General features: G+C 43.5%; 12 protein-coding genes. 7 read left to right on the top strand and 5 right to left on the bottom strand.

What is annotated here, in order from left to right:
- Positions 1-95 precede the first annotated feature (95 nt).
- Positions 96-1,682 (bottom strand): isocitrate lyase, encoded by a 1,587-nt coding sequence (locus tag RAH45_RS10130; RefSeq protein ID WP_068407094.1) that lies wholly within the window; start codon positions 1,680-1,682, stop codon positions 96-98.
- 746 nt (positions 1,683-2,428) lie between these two features.
- On the opposite strand from RAH45_RS10130, the gene RAH45_RS10125 reads away from it, so the two are divergent.
- Together RAH45_RS10125 and RAH45_RS10120 are read left to right on the top strand one after the other, a co-directional pair.
- Positions 2,429-3,418 (top strand): LysR family transcriptional regulator, encoded by a 990-nt coding sequence (locus RAH45_RS10125; protein WP_068407091.1) that lies wholly within the window; start codon positions 2,429-2,431, stop codon positions 3,416-3,418.
- A gap of 371 nt (positions 3,419-3,789) precedes the next feature.
- Positions 3,790-5,178: an NAD-dependent succinate-semialdehyde dehydrogenase gene (locus RAH45_RS10120; protein ID WP_306495243.1), complete on the top strand. Its 1,389-nt coding sequence runs from the start codon at positions 3,790-3,792 to the stop codon at positions 5,176-5,178.
- 220 nt (positions 5,179-5,398) lie between these two features.
- On the opposite strand, the gene purN is transcribed toward RAH45_RS10120, so the two are convergent.
- Together purN and purM are read right to left on the bottom strand one after the other, a co-directional pair.
- Positions 5,399-6,100 (bottom strand): phosphoribosylglycinamide formyltransferase, encoded by a 702-nt coding sequence (purN, locus tag RAH45_RS10115; RefSeq protein ID WP_306495242.1) that lies wholly within the window; start codon positions 6,098-6,100, stop codon positions 5,399-5,401.
- A complete protein-coding gene (gene purM, locus RAH45_RS10110) occupies positions 6,100-7,149 on the bottom strand; it encodes a phosphoribosylformylglycinamidine cyclo-ligase (RefSeq protein ID WP_306495241.1) in 1,050 nt (349 codons plus the stop codon). Before purM ends, purN begins: the two co-directional genes overlap by 1 nt.
- Positions 7,150-7,522: 373 nt before the next feature.
- Between purM and RAH45_RS10105 the strand changes: the two genes are divergently transcribed.
- The 3 genes from RAH45_RS10105 to RAH45_RS10095 all read left to right on the top strand — a co-directional run bounded on the left by RAH45_RS10105 (position 7,523) and on the right by RAH45_RS10095 (position 10,444).
- Entirely contained in the window at positions 7,523-8,629 is a 1,107-nt protein-coding gene (locus tag RAH45_RS10105) for an AI-2E family transporter (RefSeq protein WP_068407083.1), read from the top strand.
- Positions 8,630-8,846: 217 nt separating this feature from the next.
- Complete coding sequence (hda, locus tag RAH45_RS10100) at positions 8,847-9,650, top strand: DnaA regulatory inactivator Hda (protein WP_068407080.1); 804 nt, start codon at positions 8,847-8,849, stop codon at positions 9,648-9,650.
- Between the two features lie 95 nt (positions 9,651-9,745).
- Positions 9,746-10,444, top strand: coding sequence for a DUF2057 family protein (locus RAH45_RS10095; protein WP_068407077.1), 699 nt, complete (start codon positions 9,746-9,748; stop codon positions 10,442-10,444).
- Positions 10,445-10,603: 159 nt separating this feature from the next.
- On the opposite strand, the gene RAH45_RS10090 is transcribed toward RAH45_RS10095, so the two are convergent.
- Both RAH45_RS10090 and RAH45_RS10085 read right to left on the bottom strand, forming a co-directional pair.
- The gene (locus tag RAH45_RS10090) at positions 10,604-11,092 is read right to left on the bottom strand and encodes a Dps family protein (protein WP_102077250.1); all 489 of its coding nucleotides are present in this window, start codon (positions 11,090-11,092) and stop codon (positions 10,604-10,606) included.
- 380 nt (positions 11,093-11,472) lie between these two features.
- Positions 11,473-12,138, bottom strand: coding sequence for a YcxB family protein (locus RAH45_RS10085; protein WP_068407072.1), 666 nt, complete (start codon positions 12,136-12,138; stop codon positions 11,473-11,475).
- A 533-nt stretch (positions 12,139-12,671) separates the two neighbouring features.
- Between RAH45_RS10085 and serS the strand changes: the two genes are divergently transcribed.
- Both serS and tkt read left to right on the top strand, forming a co-directional pair.
- Complete coding sequence (serS, locus tag RAH45_RS10080; protein WP_193032155.1) at positions 12,672-13,958, top strand: serine--tRNA ligase; 1,287 nt, start codon at positions 12,672-12,674, stop codon at positions 13,956-13,958.
- 279 nt (positions 13,959-14,237) lie between these two features.
- Positions 14,238-16,235 carry a transketolase gene (gene tkt, locus RAH45_RS10075; RefSeq protein WP_198328944.1) on the top strand — a complete coding sequence of 666 codons (1,998 nt, stop codon included), beginning with the start codon at positions 14,238-14,240 and terminating at the stop codon, positions 16,233-16,235.
- Positions 16,236-16,505: the final 270 nt, after the last annotated feature.

The raw sequence follows: 16,505 nt of genomic DNA, 5'->3' as shown, positions 1-16,505 counted from the left end.
AGGGAAGTTATTTAAAGCCAAAAAAAACCGCCCTACTAGGTAGGACGGCTTTTTATAACGGCTACTTATAAAATATAACTATAAGTGAGCGATTATTAGAACTGGTTCATGGTGTTTTTGCCACCACCAGCTTTAAGGGCGTTTTCACCAGAGAAGATTTCTTTGTGATCATCGCCAAGGTCAGAACCCGCCATTGCTTGGTGTTTAACACAAGCGATGCCTTCACGGATTTCTTTACGTTGGACGCCAGCTGCATAAGCAAGCATACCTTCTTCACCGAAGTAGCCTTTAGCAAGTTCATGAACGCTAAGTGCAGTGGTGTGGTAAGTCGGTAGCGTGATTAGGTGATGGAAGACACCCGCTTCGCGTGATGCGTCACGTTGGAAGTTCTTCGCAGCGATGTCAGCAGCTTCATCAAGCTCAGTACCGTCGTAATCAGCACTCATCAAGTTGTCTTTGTTGTAGCTTGATACGTCTTTGCCTTCTTCTTCCCACTGAGCGATAACTTGCTTACGGAAGTTTAGCGTCCAGTTGAACGATGGGCTGTTGTTGTATACAAGCTTCGCTTTTGGCTGCTCTTCTTTAATACGGTCAACCATCATTTTGATGTGTTCTACGTCTGGAGTAGGTGTTTCGATCCATAGTAGATCAGCACCGTTTTCTAGAGCGGTTACACAGTCAAGTACGACGCGGTCGATGTTGGTTTCTTCGCGGAACTGATATAGACCGTTAGCTAGACGCTTAGGACGAACCAATTTGCCGTTGTGCTTAAGAAGGCTGTCATTTTCTTTTGCTTCTTCGATGGTCACTTCTTCCATTTCTAGGAAGTCGATATATTGAGAAGCAAGGTCGCCTGGCTCATTTGATACTGGGATTTTTTGCGTGAGTGATGCGCCCTCACTATCAGTACGAGCGACGATAACACCGTCTTCAACACCCAATTCTAGGAATGCATAACGAATTGCGTTGATTTTTGCGATGTAGTCTTCATGCGGTACGGTTACTTTACCGGCTTGGTGACCACACTGTTTTGCGTCAGATACTTGGTTTTCAACCTGGATAGCACAAGCACCGGCTTCGATCATTTGCTTAGTTAGCAAGTAAGTCGCTTCTTCGTTACCGAAACCTGCATCGATATCAGCAATGATTGGCACAACATGCGAATCGAAGTTTTCGATTTTTTCTAGGATAGCTGAAGTGTCTTGACCCGCTTCTTCTGCAGCGTTTAGCTCACGGAAGTAGTCGTTTAACACTTTAGCATCAGCTTGACGTAAGAAGGTGTAGATTTCTTCGATTAGCTTAGGCACAGACGTTTTTTCGTGCATAGATTGGTCAGGTAGTGGACCAAACTCAGAACGTAGGGCAGCAACCATCCAACCTGATAGGTAGATGTACGTTTTAGCGGTAGTGCCAAAGTATTTTTTCTTAGCGTACATGGTTTGCTGAGCAACGAAACCATGCCATGCACCTAGAGATTGCGTGTACTGAGACGTATCATTGTCATAATCTTCCATGTCTTGACGCATGATTTTTGCAGTATACTTGGCGATATCTAAACCAGTTTTGAAACGGTTTTGCATCATCATACGTGCGGCATCAGTCTCGCTGATATTCTGCCAGTTACCGTGCTTTTGCTTTAGTTCACGTACTAGATCAATCGCTGATTTATATGCAGTTGACATCTATAGTCTCCTTGGTGGGGTGGGGATTAAAGGGGATGTAAATTACTCAAGTAAAAATATGCAGATAAGTGTTGCCGATAAAATAATGATTCTTGGAAAGAAATACATTGGCAAAAGTAAAGTTTGGGATATAAACCTTTTGCCTGAGCAATCTTTACTAAACTATAAGAAAATGATTATAAAAGCAAATAAAACCTGTCTTATTGGTCAGCTTTTATTTTTTAGATTTAATTGACGCTGTTTTAGTTAAGATGTGCTTGCCAGTTAAACCACTTATTACCCTAGAGCGTATATAGCATCAATTCAAGCCTAAAAACTGCCGCGAGCAAAACGCCAAATTTATAAAAAAACGGCTTGCATAATAGGGCTTACGCAATAAATTTTCTATCCATCTTTTAGTATAAAAATGCGATAAAATAGCAGGCATCATTGATTCGTTAAAAGCCGTGCTGATGGCATAAGATTTAAAAATGACTTATCAGCGCTTGCTAAGCACTATAGCTAGGTTACCCTGATTTATCTAGTTTATGATTATTATCTTGGGTATTTCATTTGGTTATAGTATAGATATAACAATGGCTTGAGCAGGGTAAACTGGAGTATAATAAGCGTATATTAAAATTATTTAGATAGGAAAACGCTTGATTTAAGCAGTCGCAAAACAATTTTGTAAAATAATAGAATGGAAGATGCCACGCTTTTTTAAGCTTATGGTGGCATTTATTCTACGGTAAAGAGAAATAGATATGAATTTGCAGCGGGTTGATTTGAATTTGTTGGTACATTTAGATGTACTACTGCGTGAAAAAAACGTCACACGTGCAGCTGAGCAGCTCGGCATTACCCAGCCAGCGATGAGTAATATTTTGCGGCGCCTACGTAAGTTGTTTAATGACCCGTTATTGGTGCGCTCATCGGAAGGCATGACGCCGACCGAGCGCGCGCTTGAGCTGCAGCCGCGTATTCGTGAGATATTAGCAGATTTGACGCAAGTGCTTGAGCCGCGTACTGAGTTTCGTCCTTATAGTACCTCGCGGGTTTTTCGTATCATGACCTCAGATTATGCTGAGGCCACTTTGGTGCCAAAACTGGTCAAAGCGCTACGTTCTGAAGCGCCAAATGTGATTTTGGATTTCTTGACGCCATCTGATGTATCTTATCGCGATATGGAGCAAGGGCGCGTGGATTTAGCGATTAACCGTTTTAATGAGATTCCGCAAAGTTTCCACCAAGTATTGGTTTGGCGCGATACATTTAGCTGTCTGTTATCCGCTGAAGGGCCGTATGCCAATCGTTTTAATTTAAAAAACTATCTCAAAGCGCAGCATGTTTGGGTGTCCAAAACAGGTATGGGCGTTGGCTTTGGGGTCAATCCAGAAAAATCGGGCGGGCTTGGTTCTATCGATCAGGCGCTGCAACGCCTAGGACAGAAGCGCCAAATCAGCGTCTTTACCCGTCACTATCAAATGCCAGCGATGCTTGCCGCCAATAAAGACTTAATTGCGACTTTGCCGACGCGGGTTGCGAGAATGCAGGCCAATAATGACAGCATCATTATGGAAGAGCCGCCGTTTTTTATCCCTGAGTTTGAGCTGACGATGGCGTGGTCACCACTGTTACAGCATCACCCAGCGCATCGTTGGTTACGTCAACTAATTATGCATGTGGCGCGACAAGTGGTTGCCGAAGAAGAGAATCCGCCGCCAGAAATTCCCGTTATTAACCATTTGTTTTAGCACAACTTTTAAAAACCAGCGCATGTATCATGGGCTGGTTTTTTTATTGCCTCCATTTTTATATCAAGGTTTTTAAATTAAGAAGCTCTTTGAATCAAAAGGTTCTTTAAATTTAATTTCTTAAAATAAAATCAGTTTTTATAATGGCGTCACACTATTAACATCTTACGCACACTTCTTCATAACTTGTAAAACTACCGCTGGTGCATTTTGTTATGCTAAATGGACATTAAGAAAAAAGACAACTAAAGCGAGCATTGTTAAGTGATTCGATAATATCGGCACACTTAACGATAGAGTATTTCTTAGTCATCATGGCTCGTTTAATAAGTATCCATTACATAATAAGCAAATAAATAAGGACAATTATCATGGCAGATATTACCACTGTGAACCCAGCAACAGGTAAAGACATTAAAAATTACACTTATATGAGCGATGATGAAGTGAACAAAATCATCGATGCCTCGCACGCAGCGTTTTCAAAATGGCGTTTGGTTAGTGCCGATGAGCGCGCCAAAGTCATTAACTCGATTGGCGAGACGCTAATGAAGTATAAGGACGAGCTTGCGAAGCTAATGACTGAAGAGCGTGGTAAGACCTTAGAGGCAAGCTTAGCTGAAGTAGATTTATGTAAAGCGATTTGTGATTTTACCGCGGGTGAAGGCGTTGCTGCTCTAGCTGACGACGAACGCGATATCGAAGGCATTAAAAAAGGTCTAATCAGCTATGACCCTATCGGTATTATTTATGGTATCCAGCCGTGGAACTTCCCAGCCTACCAAGTATTCCGCTATACCATTGCTAACTTGATGGCCGGTAACAGTATCCTGCTTAAGCACGCATCCAACGTGACTGGCTCAGGTCAATTGATTGAAAAAATCATGCAAGAATCTGACTTACCAGAAGGCTTATTCCGTGCCTTGATTATCGATCATGATCAATCTGAAAAAGTGATCCAGCACGAAAAAGTACGCGGTGTTACCTTAACGGGTAGTGATGTCGCTGGCCGAGTAGTGGCGCAGCAAGCGGCCAAAGTACTGAAAAAGACGGTCATGGAACTTGGCTCGAATGATGCCTTTATTGTGTTAGAGGATGCCGACTTAGATCTAGCAGCAGCAACTTGCGCCCATGCACGTTTATATAATAATGGCGAAACCTGTATTGCCGCCAAACGTTTTGTCGTCGTCGATAGCGTGTATGATAAATTCCGAGATTTGGTGATCGAAAAATTCAACAGCTATAAAGTTGGCGATCCAATGGAAAAGTCAACTGACGTAGGTCCGATGTCGAGTAGCAAACAGCGCGATACCTTGCACAAGCAAGTGCAAGAAAGCGTAGATAAAGGCGCGACCATTACGATCGGCGGTGAAGTACCTGATAAGCCAGGCGCATTTTACCCACCAACGATTTTAGAGAACATCAAACCAGATCAACCTGCTTATAAAGATGAGTTATTTGGTCCCGTTGCCGCGCTTATTCGTGCGAAAGACCAAGACGATGCTTTCCGTATTGCCAATGATAGTCGCTATGGACTCGGCGGTGCTATATTCTCAAAAGATGAAGAAAAAGCAATTAATCTAGCTCAGAAGCATTTCGATACGGGGATGGTTTATATCAATGGCTATAACTTGGTCAATCCTGGTTTACCATTCGGCGGCGTGAAGGATTCAGGCTATGGCCGTGAACATGGTGGCTTTGGTATTAAAGAGTTTGTCAATATTAAAGCAGTACATGTGGTTGATAAAAAGCCTGCTTAATGATTGAACTGCTTTAGATTTATCATTTGAAATGCCTCGTTATTCAGTAACGAGGTATTTTTTTGCTATATAGTCAAAATAACCTAAAAACGCTATGATATCAGCAGTGCGTGATGTAACGATATTACTTTTCACTCACTATATTATATATTACCTTTGACTTAAGCATAAAAAAAGCAGAACCCATTACGGATTCTGCTTTTTAGTTTATTAGAAAAGCTTAAACATCTAACCATAGCTTTAGCGGTAAAGCCGGTAGATAAGATGATTTAGTATCCTCAGGCGGATTATCTAAGTCAATAATGCCCTTAGCAATCAGTAATAGGGTCCACGGTAAGAGTTGATGCTCACCTTTTTGTACGCGTGCTTGCAGGCTATCCGCAGTGTCTTTGTAATTGACTTCAAGCAGCGCTTGGGTCAACACCGCACCGGCATCAAGCTCGGCGGTGACCACATGAATACTACAGCCATGATGGCGTTCGCCCGCTTGTATCGCACGCTGATGGGTATCTAGGCCCTTATAAGCAGGCAATAGAGCAGGGTGCAGGTTAATCATGGGCGCAGGCGCATTATCGATAAATGAGGCGCTTAACACGCGCATAAATCCTGCAAGCACAATCACATCAGGCTGCCAAGTGGTTAATTGAGCATTAGCATGGGTTTCAAAGGTTTTGATACCCATGCGTTTGCCACTAGCAACGTGAGATAAGACAGCAACGGGAATTGCAGCGTCATTGGCGCGTGTAATGGCATAAGCATCTTCGCGATTACTGATAACGCCAACGATTTCAATCGGTAGCGCGCCAGCTTGCGCGGCATTGATCAACACTTGCAGGTTGCTACCGCTACCCGATACCAAAACAGCGACGCGTAACGGCTTAGCTGATTGCTTTGCCATGCTTTTTAAATTGTCGTCTGGCATTAACGGTACACCACGGCGACCGCTTCACGGCTCACCATTTCACCCAATTTCCAAGCGTTTTCGCCTGCATCATTTAAGGTCTTGATAGCCGCTTCTGCTTTGTCTTTAGGCACAACGATGACAAAACCGACGCCGCAGTTAAAGGTACGGTACATCTCGCTTTGCTCGATATTGCCTTGGGTTTGTAGCCACGTAAATAGCTCTGAGAACTGCCAGCTGCTCGTATCAATACTAGCAGCTAAATTATCTGGTAGTACACGCGGCAGGTTATCGGTTAAGCCGCCACCAGTAATATGTGACATGGCGTGTAGGGCTGAGCTACCAAGGCTAACTTGCAAGGCTTTAATGGCTTTAACATAAATACGTGTCGGTGCCATCAGTGCATCCTGAATAGGCTGACCATCTAATTGCTCATCGCTTGTCGTGACATCAACGCCGCTGACTTCGATGACTTTACGTACCAATGAGTAGCCATTAGAATGCGCGCCGCTTGAAGCAAGGGCAATCAATACATCGCCCTCGCTGACGTTTTCGCCAGTAATGACTTCCGCTTCTTCGACTACGCCGACGCAGAAACCTGCTAGGTCATAATCATCATCTTGATACATGCCCGGCATCTCAGCGGTTTCGCCGCCGATAAGCGCGCAATTCGATAATTTACAGCCTTCGCCAATGCCCGTGACAACAGTTGCTGCCACATCGACATCAAGCTTGCCCGTTGCATAATAGTCTAAGAAAAACAATGGCTCAGCACCGCAAACCAATAAATCATTGACGCACATAGCGACCAAGTCGATACCGATGGTGTCATGACGGTTTAATTGTAATGCCAATTTGAGCTTGGTACCGACACCGTCAGTGCCCGAAACCAACAACGGTGAGGTATAACCAGTCGGAATACGACAAAGCGCCCCAAAACCGCCAAGTCCGCCCACAACCTCAGGACGAGAGGTGGCTTTTGCCACTGATTTAATACGTTGCACCAACGCATCGCCGGCATCAATATCAACGCCAGCATCTTTGTAGCTTAAAGAAGGCTTGTTACTCATGGTCATCTCACAAATTTATAAGGAATGAAGGTCTGTCAGTAGAAAAGCGGATCGGTCGTGTTAATTTTGCAGATAGTGCGCGCATTATACCCAAAAATGACCCTTAGCCGCAAAGCAACTTGCCAATATTTGGCGGATATTTGCAGAAGAGAGCTAATAAAGCTGTCTTAGGTGCAATAAAAAATTAAGAAACAAAAAATGACTGATTTTTTGTTCGACTCTGCGATAATAGAACGCCAAAGTCGTTGGCAAAACCTAAGACGATGACGCTGCTAATGACCATGACAAATATAAAGTTGCTGAAGACATATTTCAGTGAATAAATCATCAGATGCCAGTATTTTACATTGACTTAATCGTAGGGTTACCCTTAATGATAAACCAACCAATAGATCCCTTTTTTCGGCGCTTATTTATCGTCGTTGCGATTGTTATAGCGGTATTTTTATTGTATTTGATGATGCCGGTCATCGTGCCGTTTGTCGTGGCTTTTGTGTTGGCGTATTTGTTTAATCCGCTGGTCAAGCGTTTATCAAAATATATCAAGCGCTGGATGGCGATTATTATTGTTTATTCGACGATTACGCTTGGTATGGTGCTGCTGCTTTGGTGGTTAATACCGACTTTATGGCATCAACTGCAAGCGGCGTGGGAATATCTGCCCAAAGTATTAAATTGGTATAACCAAGTCGTGCGTGAGTGGTTTATCAATAACAGCCGTATTCGTCTGCCAGAATTAGAATCCAAAGGCTTTTCTGATACCTTGGTTGATTATATGCAGACCAATTATAAGTTCGCTGATGCCAGCAGCATGATGAGCCAAATTTTGGCCTCTAGTATGAATTTTATTAACAACGCTGGCTTGATTGTACTGGTGCCGATTTTAACCTTTTATTTCCTATTTAATTGGGATCAACGTCTGCATACTTGGAAGATGGCAATTCCGGCGCCTTATTGTAAAAAGGTGATTGCCATTGCTAAAGAATGCGATCAAGCCTTGATGGCATTTATTAAAGGTCAGTTATTGGTCATGGTATTATTGGGCGTCATTTATGCCGTACAGCTCCAGCTTATCGGGCTTGAGCTTGGTTTGATTATTGGTATGGTGGCTGGTATCGCAAGCTTCGTGCCGTATTTGGGCTTTGGTATCGGTTTTATCGCCGCGATTATCGCCTCTTTATTCCAATTTGGTCTGGATTGGACTTATCTAGCCTTAGTAGTTGGTGCGTTTTTGGTCGGACAAGCGGCAGAGGGTTATATTTTACAACCGTTATTGTTGGGCGACAAAATCGGTTTATCGCCGTTATGGGTTATATTTGCCGTATTGGCAGGGGCGAGTTTACTTGGCTTCGTCGGTATGCTGATTGCGCTACCGGTATCCGCTGTCCTCAACGTCTTATTCCGTCATTTGTACGCCTATTATCGATCCACTGACTTTTATAAAGGCCGTAAACAATTGGCGTTATTTGAAGAAAAATAAATCGCCCAGACATTCTATGAATAATGATAGATTGGGCTTAATGGGTAAAAGACTTGTCAGTCATTTTGCAAATATGTTATATATAGGCGCAGTATTAACGGTATTTACCGTTATTAGGTTGGCTTTGCTAAATGTGAAAGTTAGCAAAGCCAGTTTACAGAATATTAGTCGTTTAGCCTTTTTAGTGATTGCGCTACGCAAACCGAGTTGATGATTCATGGCAGAAGCACAGCTAAGTCTCAATCTGGACATTAAGCATGATGCGAGTCTCAGCGACTTTGCCGGTCCAGGTTGGATGTCTATTATCGATGCAGTGCGGCAGCTACATGTCGGCCTGATAGGTCAGCTGTACCTATTTGGCAGCCCAGAGACGGGCAAGTCGCACTTATTATCCGCCATCTGTGAGTCGTTTATCGAGATGGACAAATCCGCGATTTGTCTGTCATTAAATGAGCTGATTCATACCGATGTCAATGTTCTATCTTCTTTAGAAAATTTTTCCTTGATTGCGATTGATGATTTAGAAGTGCTTGAGCAAAGCAGCCAATGGCAAGAAGCCTTATTTCACCTAATTAATCGTAGCCGAGAAGGACAACGGCAGCTGATTTTTGCCTCCAACAAACCTGCGACCGAATTACCGTTTCAGTTAACAGATCTCCTCACCCGTTTGGCGCAGTCACCAAGCTTTAAAGTGCCAACCGGTCATGATTTGGCAGACCGTCAAGCTTTGCTACAATCTATCTTACGCCGCCGCGGTTGGCAGTTTGATGAGCGTATTATCAATCATTTACTCACCGAAGGGCCGCATCGTATCGGCGCTATGATGGACGTCCTAAATTACATTCAGCCGATGTTTTCTAACCTTGGTCGTAGTAATATATCCAAAGCGGTCATTAGCGATGCGCTGCGCACGATTGATGAGCAGACGCTCGCCGCCGAGCTTGCTGATATCGCCCAAGAAACGCAAGGTGACAATGAGGTCGCTAATCAAGATCAACATACCATGCCGCTCGACTTTTAACCTTTCGTTTTTTGACCTTTAGCTTTTAATAATTAGTTTTTAATGTTCATAGACACGCCCTTTATACCGCTACTTTACTATCCTTGGAATAACTTATGAAACCAAACGCTTCTTTGCTAAAAAAACTGACTGTTGGCTCCTTATTAATTGCTGCAGGCTCAGTATCGATGTTATCGCACGCGGCAGTGACCTTGCTTGTTGATGACCATATCAAAGTGACCGCTATCAATGGGCAAGAAATCCAGCAAAGCCCGTTTCAGCCGCTGACGAAGTCGTTTACCTTAGAGCCTGGTCAGCATGCGATTACCGCTAAATATGATCGTTTATATAACTTGCGCCGTGATGAGCACGATTATTTGCGCTCGGGTAATGTGAGTGTGACGGCAGAATTAAAAGATAATCAGACCTATCGTCTCGTTATGCCAAATCAGCCAGAAAAATATGAAGCAGCAAGAGAGTATGCCAAGCGTCCAACCCTAGCGGTGCAACAGAATAATACGGTAGTTGCCAGTCAGCAAGCTTTGGAAGGCAGCCAAGGTGGTTTGCTATCAGGTTTGGGTAAAACATTGGGTGGTGTATTTGGCGGCGCAAATGATGCTGAGCTACAAAACCAGCGTGCCATTGCTGCGTTAGGTCAACCTACTGCCAGCACTGTCAATACAGGTGCTGTGACCACAGTTCAGCAAACGACAAGCGCTGCTGCCTCTACCAGTACTTTAGATCAGTTTATGCAACTTTGGTTACAAGCAACGCCAGCAGAGCGTGAAAAAATACGCCAGTGGATTGAGAAGTAGAATAGGTTCAGCTATTGAAAGAGCTTAACGTTTATCGATTTTTAGCAAAGCGAACACAAAAAAAGCACCTAAATTAGGTGCTTTTTCCTTACTTACTATCTATTCAGTTAATAAACGAATTGAGTGATAAATGGTTTTATGTATTTATCTGTTTAGCCGTTATTTAGCCAAAAAAGCGTTATACATCCAAACCAGCTTTTCTTGTTGTTGTACATACTCATCAACTAAATCGGCTGTACCTTGGTCTTCAGCTCGTTCTGCCAACGCTGACACTTCGCGTTGCTCTTCAATCAGCGCTTGTAGGCCAGTCACTACACCTTGCACACAAGCATTACCGTCTTTAACGTTTTTATCTTCTTGAATGTTGGTATGTTGACTAAAGTCGCTATAAGCATGCAGTGGCGTGCCACCCAAGGTTAAGATACGCTCAGCGATTTCATCAATTTCTACTTGCAAATTGGTATATAGCTCTTCGAACTGTGGGTGCAAGGTGAAGAAATGCTCACCTTTTACGTTCCAGTGATAACCACGTACGTTGATATAAAACATATGATAGCTTGATAATAAGTCGTTTAACTTATCAATCACTTCGCTCATATCTGCTTTTTCTAGACCGATTTGGTTGGTTGCATTATTAGTATTACTCATAATATTATCCTTATAGTTTGAGTGTTGATTTGAGAGACTGGTTATTTTTATAAACTTAGACTTAATCATCTAAGGCAAATGTAGAAGTCTAAGAGTGTAGCAAGTCATATCCTGCATTGCTATGCTCGTTATATATCTTCTACAGGTTTTTAGGTATCTATACCTTGTCTGTTTATGCTTATTATAATAGCAAAGATACTATGATAAGTTAAATTCAATTAATCTAAGTCTGTGATTGATTTGATAGAATTATAAAGTCACAATATCCACGCTATTCATACTATTTTATAAAGCCAACACCTATACAAGTTTAATGCTGAATTATAAAAAACGACTAACCACAGCACTCTAAAAGCCACTTCTTAATTTAAAAGTCACTTTTATAGTTTTGCAGGTGGCTGTAAGTTTTCAGGGTTTAAGCCTTTAACGGCAATGACTTCTTGTAGGTGCTGACGTACGGTATCGATTGGGAATTTTTGCGCTTGTAAACGCTTAGGAATGATTTGGCTGCCCTGTTGACCTTTTAGCTCAAACATCATGAAGATGTAGTCATCGGTTTCATCCCAGCTTTTGACGGCGCTCCAAGGAATAACCGCTTGCTGAGTGCTACCAGCACGCATCTGCATACCGCGCATCTGATTGCTATTAAACATGTCAGGCTGATTGACTGGCATTGCCATGACTAAACCATGCTTTTGCACGCCCAATTTCATCTGACGCATCTCATCAGGCATTTCTTGGTCAGCAACTTGTTTTTCAAACTCTTTTTTGACATACCATTTAAAGCCAAGGGTACGTACCAATAGATAAATGACCACCGCCGCTAGCATAAGCCAAAAGATAATGGTCGAATAACCAGTTAAAAAAACCAAGCCCGCGATGGCTAATATGACGACGACTGCCATAATAATCCACTCTTTCATCTTAATACTCGACAGACCAAACGACGGGCTGGCACTGGCAAATAGCTCATATTGGGCTTGATGAAATTCGGCCTCGGTTAGGTTTAAGGCGACAGGTTGAAGCGTGTAGGGGTACAGGGCCATAAAGGTTTCTCAGATACGTATTTTAAAAGCGTGGGATGAAAAGCGCCAAAGCGAGGCTGCGATGCCATACTTAGCGATGCTTGGCGGAAAGTAGAATAAAGATATGCGCTTATCTTACCGAAAACTGCTCTTAAATGAAACATATAAGCGGGTCTGTCGACCAATAGTTCGGTTATTTTTCAGATAGCATCCTTATTTATACTAAGGTCAATGAGAGAACTTGATGTATAAGAGCATGGCGTGACTTTTATTATTTGTTATTTAACCCATAAAGCTTGTGCAAAGAAAGTGCTAGACTGTGGCAAAATATAGCCAAAACATGGTCAAATCTGCTCGGTATTGGTATGATAGTGACTATTATTTATTATTCAGATTGACGTGGCCTTATGGCAAAGCTTTATAGTGGTTTTATAAGGCTTTGCGCGCTATTTTTTGTTTTATCTCATTTATGGCTAGTGATATCTAAGCACTATACTTGGCTACTATTTTCCCTTTTTATTTCTTACTCACTTTTGGCGCTACAGGCAACTATTATGATTGACCCAAAACTCTTACGCGGTGATTTAACGGATTTACAACAGCAGCTGGCCACGCGTGGTTATGCGCTTGATATGGCGTTTTGGCAAAGTATCGAAAACGAACGTAAGTCTTTGCAAGTCAAAACCGAAGAGCTGCAATCGCGTCGTAATGCCGGTGCTAAGCAAGTGGGTGCGCTAAAAAAATCGGGCGCAGATGCCAGCGAACTGTTGGCTGAGATGCAAAGTGTCAGCGGTGAGATTAAGACAGCTGAAGATGAGCTGCGTACCTTGCAAGAGCGTATTAGCCAAGCGGCCATGCAAATCCCAAATATCCCAGCCGCCGATGTGCCAGTCGGGACATCAGAAGACGATAACGTCGAAGTGCGCAAATGGGGAACGCCGCGCGCGTTTGATTTTGAGATTCAAGACCATACTCATATCGGTGAGACGCTAGGTATGCTTGATTTCGAAGCCGCTGCAAAGCTGACTGGTAGCCGTTTTAACGTCTTAAAAGGTCAGCTTGCGCAACTGCATCGTGCCTTGATTCAGTTTATGCTCAATACCCATACCATCAAGTACGGCTATACTGAAACCTACGTGCCTTATATTGTGAACGCTGAGAGTTTAAAAGGTACGGGTCAATTGCCGAAGTTTGAAGATGATTTGTTTAAATTGACCAATCATACCAATAACGAAGGTACAGATTTTTATCTGATTCCAACGGCCGAAGTGCCCATGACCAACTTGGTACGCGGTGAGCGTTTGGATATCAAAGAGCTGCCGTTAAAATTTACCGCCCATACGCCATGTTTCCGTAGTGAAGCGGGCTCGCATGGTCGCGATACCCGTGGTCTAATCCGTCAGCATCAGTTTGAAAAAGTTGAGATGGTCAATATCGCTACCGCTGAGCAATCAGATGACTTACTTGAGGCAATGACGGCACAAGCTGAGTACATTTTGCAGCAGTTGAATCTGCCGTACCGTGTGGTCAAACTATGTACTGGCGATATGGGCTTTGCCGCTCAAAAAACTTATGACATCGAAGTGTGGTTGCCAAGCCAAGATACTTATCGTGAAATCTCAAGCTGCTCAAACTGTGGCGACTTCCAAGCTCGCCGTATGGGCACGCGCGTTAAAGATGGCAAGCAAACCAGCCTAGCGCATACGCTAAATGGTTCAGGTTTGGCAGTCGGTCGTACGTTATTGGCAGTGATGGAAAATCATCAAAATGCTGATGGTAGTATCACCATTCCTGAAGCATTGCGTCCGTTCATGGGCGGAGTTGAAACCATTTTAGCTTAATGATTTAGTTTTTTATCTAAACTGCGGGTTGGTTGCTGACTCGCGGTTTTTTCATACGTATTGGTTTAATAAAACTGATACGAATGATTGTTAAATACAAACGCTTCTGTCAGCGCATTTTTAGATTGCCAGATGGCAAATATGTTAATATTGCATGTGATTTTATAGTCTATCTTTTGATGACATCCATTGTATTTTTGTCGTATTTCTGATGGATTGCCCTCTGAGTAACCCTTTCTCTTATGCTCCATACTTTTCATTCGAATATTAGGACACTCTATGCCGACCCCAATTAATGAACGCAAACTTGCCAATGCCATCCGTGTACTGTCGTTCGACGCGGTTCAAAAAGCCAATTCTGGACACCCAGGCGCGCCGATGGGCATGGCTGATATTGCCGAAGTATTGTGGCGCAAATTTTTAAAGCACAATCCTGCTGACCCGCAATGGCACAACCGCGATCGCTTTGTACTATCAAACGGTCATGGCTCGATGCTCATTTATTCCTTGCTGCATTTATCAGGCTATGACGTCAGCGTTGATGATTTAAAAGGCTTTCGTCAGCTGCATTCAAAAACTCCAGGCCATCCTGAACTTGGCTATACGCCAGGGATTGAAACCACAACGGGTCCACTAGGTCAGGGTATTGCCAATGCCGTTGGTTTTGCGATTGCAGAGAAGACACTAGCGGCGCAGTTCAACCGTGACGGCCATAACATCGTTGACCATCATACTTATGCGTTCTTAGGTGATGGCTGCTTGATGGAAGGTATCAGCCATGAAGTTTGCTCATTGGCTGGCACGTTAGGTTTGGGCAAATTGGTCTTTTTCTATGATGATAATGGCATCTCAATCGATGGCGATGTCGAAGGCTGGTTCACTGATGATACGCAAGTGCGCTTTGAGGCCTATGGCTGGCAGGTCATCAAAGTCGATGGTCACGATACCGATGAGATTACCAAAGCCACTGAGCAAGCCATTGCTGAGACCGCTAAGCCAAGCTTAATTATTTGTAAAACGACGATTGGTGCGGGTAGCCCGAACAAGCAAGGCTTAGCAGCTAGTCATGGTGCGCCGCTTGGTGATGATGAAATCGTCTTGACCCGTGACGCTTTAGCATGGACTCATGCGCCGTTTGAATTAGATGACGAAATCTATGAAGCATGGGATGCTAAAGCTAAAGGCGACGTACAGCAAAAGAACTGGGATGCGGACTTTGAAGCCTATAAAAAAGCCTATCCAGAATTGGCAAGCGAGCTACTACGCCGCTTAAACGGTGAATTGCCAGCGGATTTTGAAAGCCAAGCACAAGCCTATATTCAGCAAACGCAAGAGCAGGGCGGTGATGTTGCCAGTCGTAAAGCCAGTCAAAATGCGATCAATACCTTACAGCCGTTACTACCAGAATTGTTGGGCGGTTCAGCGGATCTGGCAGGTTCAAACCTTACGCTATTTAAAGGTGCGAAAGGCATCGAAAAAGACGCTGACGGCAACTATATCTATTATGGCGTGCGCGAGTTTGGTATGACCGCGATTGCCAATGGTATCGCGTTGCATGGCGGCTTTATCCCTTACGTGGCAACCTTCCTGATGTTTATGGAATACGCGCGTAATGCGGTACGTATGGGCGCACTCATGAAGCAGCGAGTGATTCATGTTTATACTCATGACTCTATCGGTCTGGGTGAAGATGGCCCGACGCATCAGCCAGTTGAGCAATTAACGAGCTTACGTACCACACCAAATCTACGCACATGGCGTCCGTGTGATGCGACCGAATCTGCTAGCGCTTGGGTTGAAGCGATTAAGTCCGAAAACAATCCATCAGCATTGATCTTTAGCCGTCAAAGCTTGCCACATCAAGCACGTGATAGTGAGCAAGTCGCTAACATCGCTAAAGGTGGCTATGTGTTAGCGAAAGAGGAAGGTGAGCTACAAGCGATTATCATCGCGACAGGTTCAGAAGTTGGTCTTGCTATGCAAGCGCACGCAACATTGAGCGCAAATGGCGTTGGCGTCCGTGTCGTCTCTATGCCATGTGCCGAGATTTTTGTAGAGCAAGATGCTAGCTACCGTGAAGCGGTATTGCCAGCTAATATCCGCGCCCGCGTAGCGGTAGAAGCAGCACACGTCGATTACTGGTATAAGTTTGTCGGTCTAGATGGCAAAGTCATTGGTATGACGACTTATGGTGAATCCGCGCCAGCTGAGGAGCTATATCAAGAGTTTGGTATTACTACGGAAGCGGTGGTTGATGCGGTGAATAGTTTGGTTTAATAAACCTAACTTAGTTAGCGTTTAAACAAGAAAGAGCTACTAGAAAAATATGGTGGCTCTTTTTTTGTGATTAACTTTTGGTTTTGAAATATTATAAAAAGCCCTGTAAATAGATTGCTGGGTAGGTTAGTGTCGAGACTTAATGCACCATGAGTCGTTAAATGGTAACGCAAAGTTCGACCAGCCGCCCTATAACCAAGCTTAATGTGTTTTTTTAGTTGACCGTGGTTAGTGTTATATCTATTTTGCTAATTTAAAGCGAGCTTAAGG

Origin of the sequence: Psychrobacter sp. van23A (genome assembly GCF_030845275.1) — a bacterium.
GTDB lineage: Bacteria > Pseudomonadota > Gammaproteobacteria > Pseudomonadales > Moraxellaceae > Psychrobacter > Psychrobacter faecalis.
The sequence above is the reverse complement of the archived record's forward strand: the minus strand, read 5'-3'. Positions and strand labels throughout refer to the sequence as shown.

Bases quoted from the DNA above. Each gene is read 5' to 3' on its own strand.
- RAH45_RS10120 (WP_306495243.1), top strand. From the start codon at position 3,790: ATGGCAGATATTACCACTGTGAACCCAGCAACAGGTAAAGACATTAAA.
- RAH45_RS10085 (WP_068407072.1), bottom strand. From the start codon at position 12,138: ATGGCCCTGTACCCCTACACGCTTCAACCTGTCGCCTTAAACCTAACC.
- purM (WP_306495241.1), bottom strand. From the start codon at position 7,149: ATGAGTAACAAGCCTTCTTTAAGCTACAAAGATGCTGGCGTTGATATT.
- RAH45_RS10090 (WP_102077250.1), bottom strand. From the start codon at position 11,092: ATGAGTAATACTAATAATGCAACCAACCAAATCGGTCTAGAAAAAGCA.
- tkt (WP_198328944.1), top strand. From the start codon at position 14,238: ATGCCGACCCCAATTAATGAACGCAAACTTGCCAATGCCATCCGTGTA.
- purN (WP_306495242.1), bottom strand. From the start codon at position 6,100: ATGCCAGACGACAATTTAAAAAGCATGGCAAAGCAATCAGCTAAGCCG.
- RAH45_RS10130 (WP_068407094.1), bottom strand. From the start codon at position 1,682: ATGTCAACTGCATATAAATCAGCGATTGATCTAGTACGTGAACTAAAG.
- RAH45_RS10125 (WP_068407091.1), top strand. From the start codon at position 2,429: ATGAATTTGCAGCGGGTTGATTTGAATTTGTTGGTACATTTAGATGTA.
- serS (WP_193032155.1), top strand. From the start codon at position 12,672: ATGATTGACCCAAAACTCTTACGCGGTGATTTAACGGATTTACAACAG.
- hda (WP_068407080.1), top strand. From the start codon at position 8,847: ATGGCAGAAGCACAGCTAAGTCTCAATCTGGACATTAAGCATGATGCG.
- RAH45_RS10095 (WP_068407077.1), top strand. From the start codon at position 9,746: ATGAAACCAAACGCTTCTTTGCTAAAAAAACTGACTGTTGGCTCCTTA.
- RAH45_RS10105 (WP_068407083.1), top strand. From the start codon at position 7,523: ATGATAAACCAACCAATAGATCCCTTTTTTCGGCGCTTATTTATCGTC.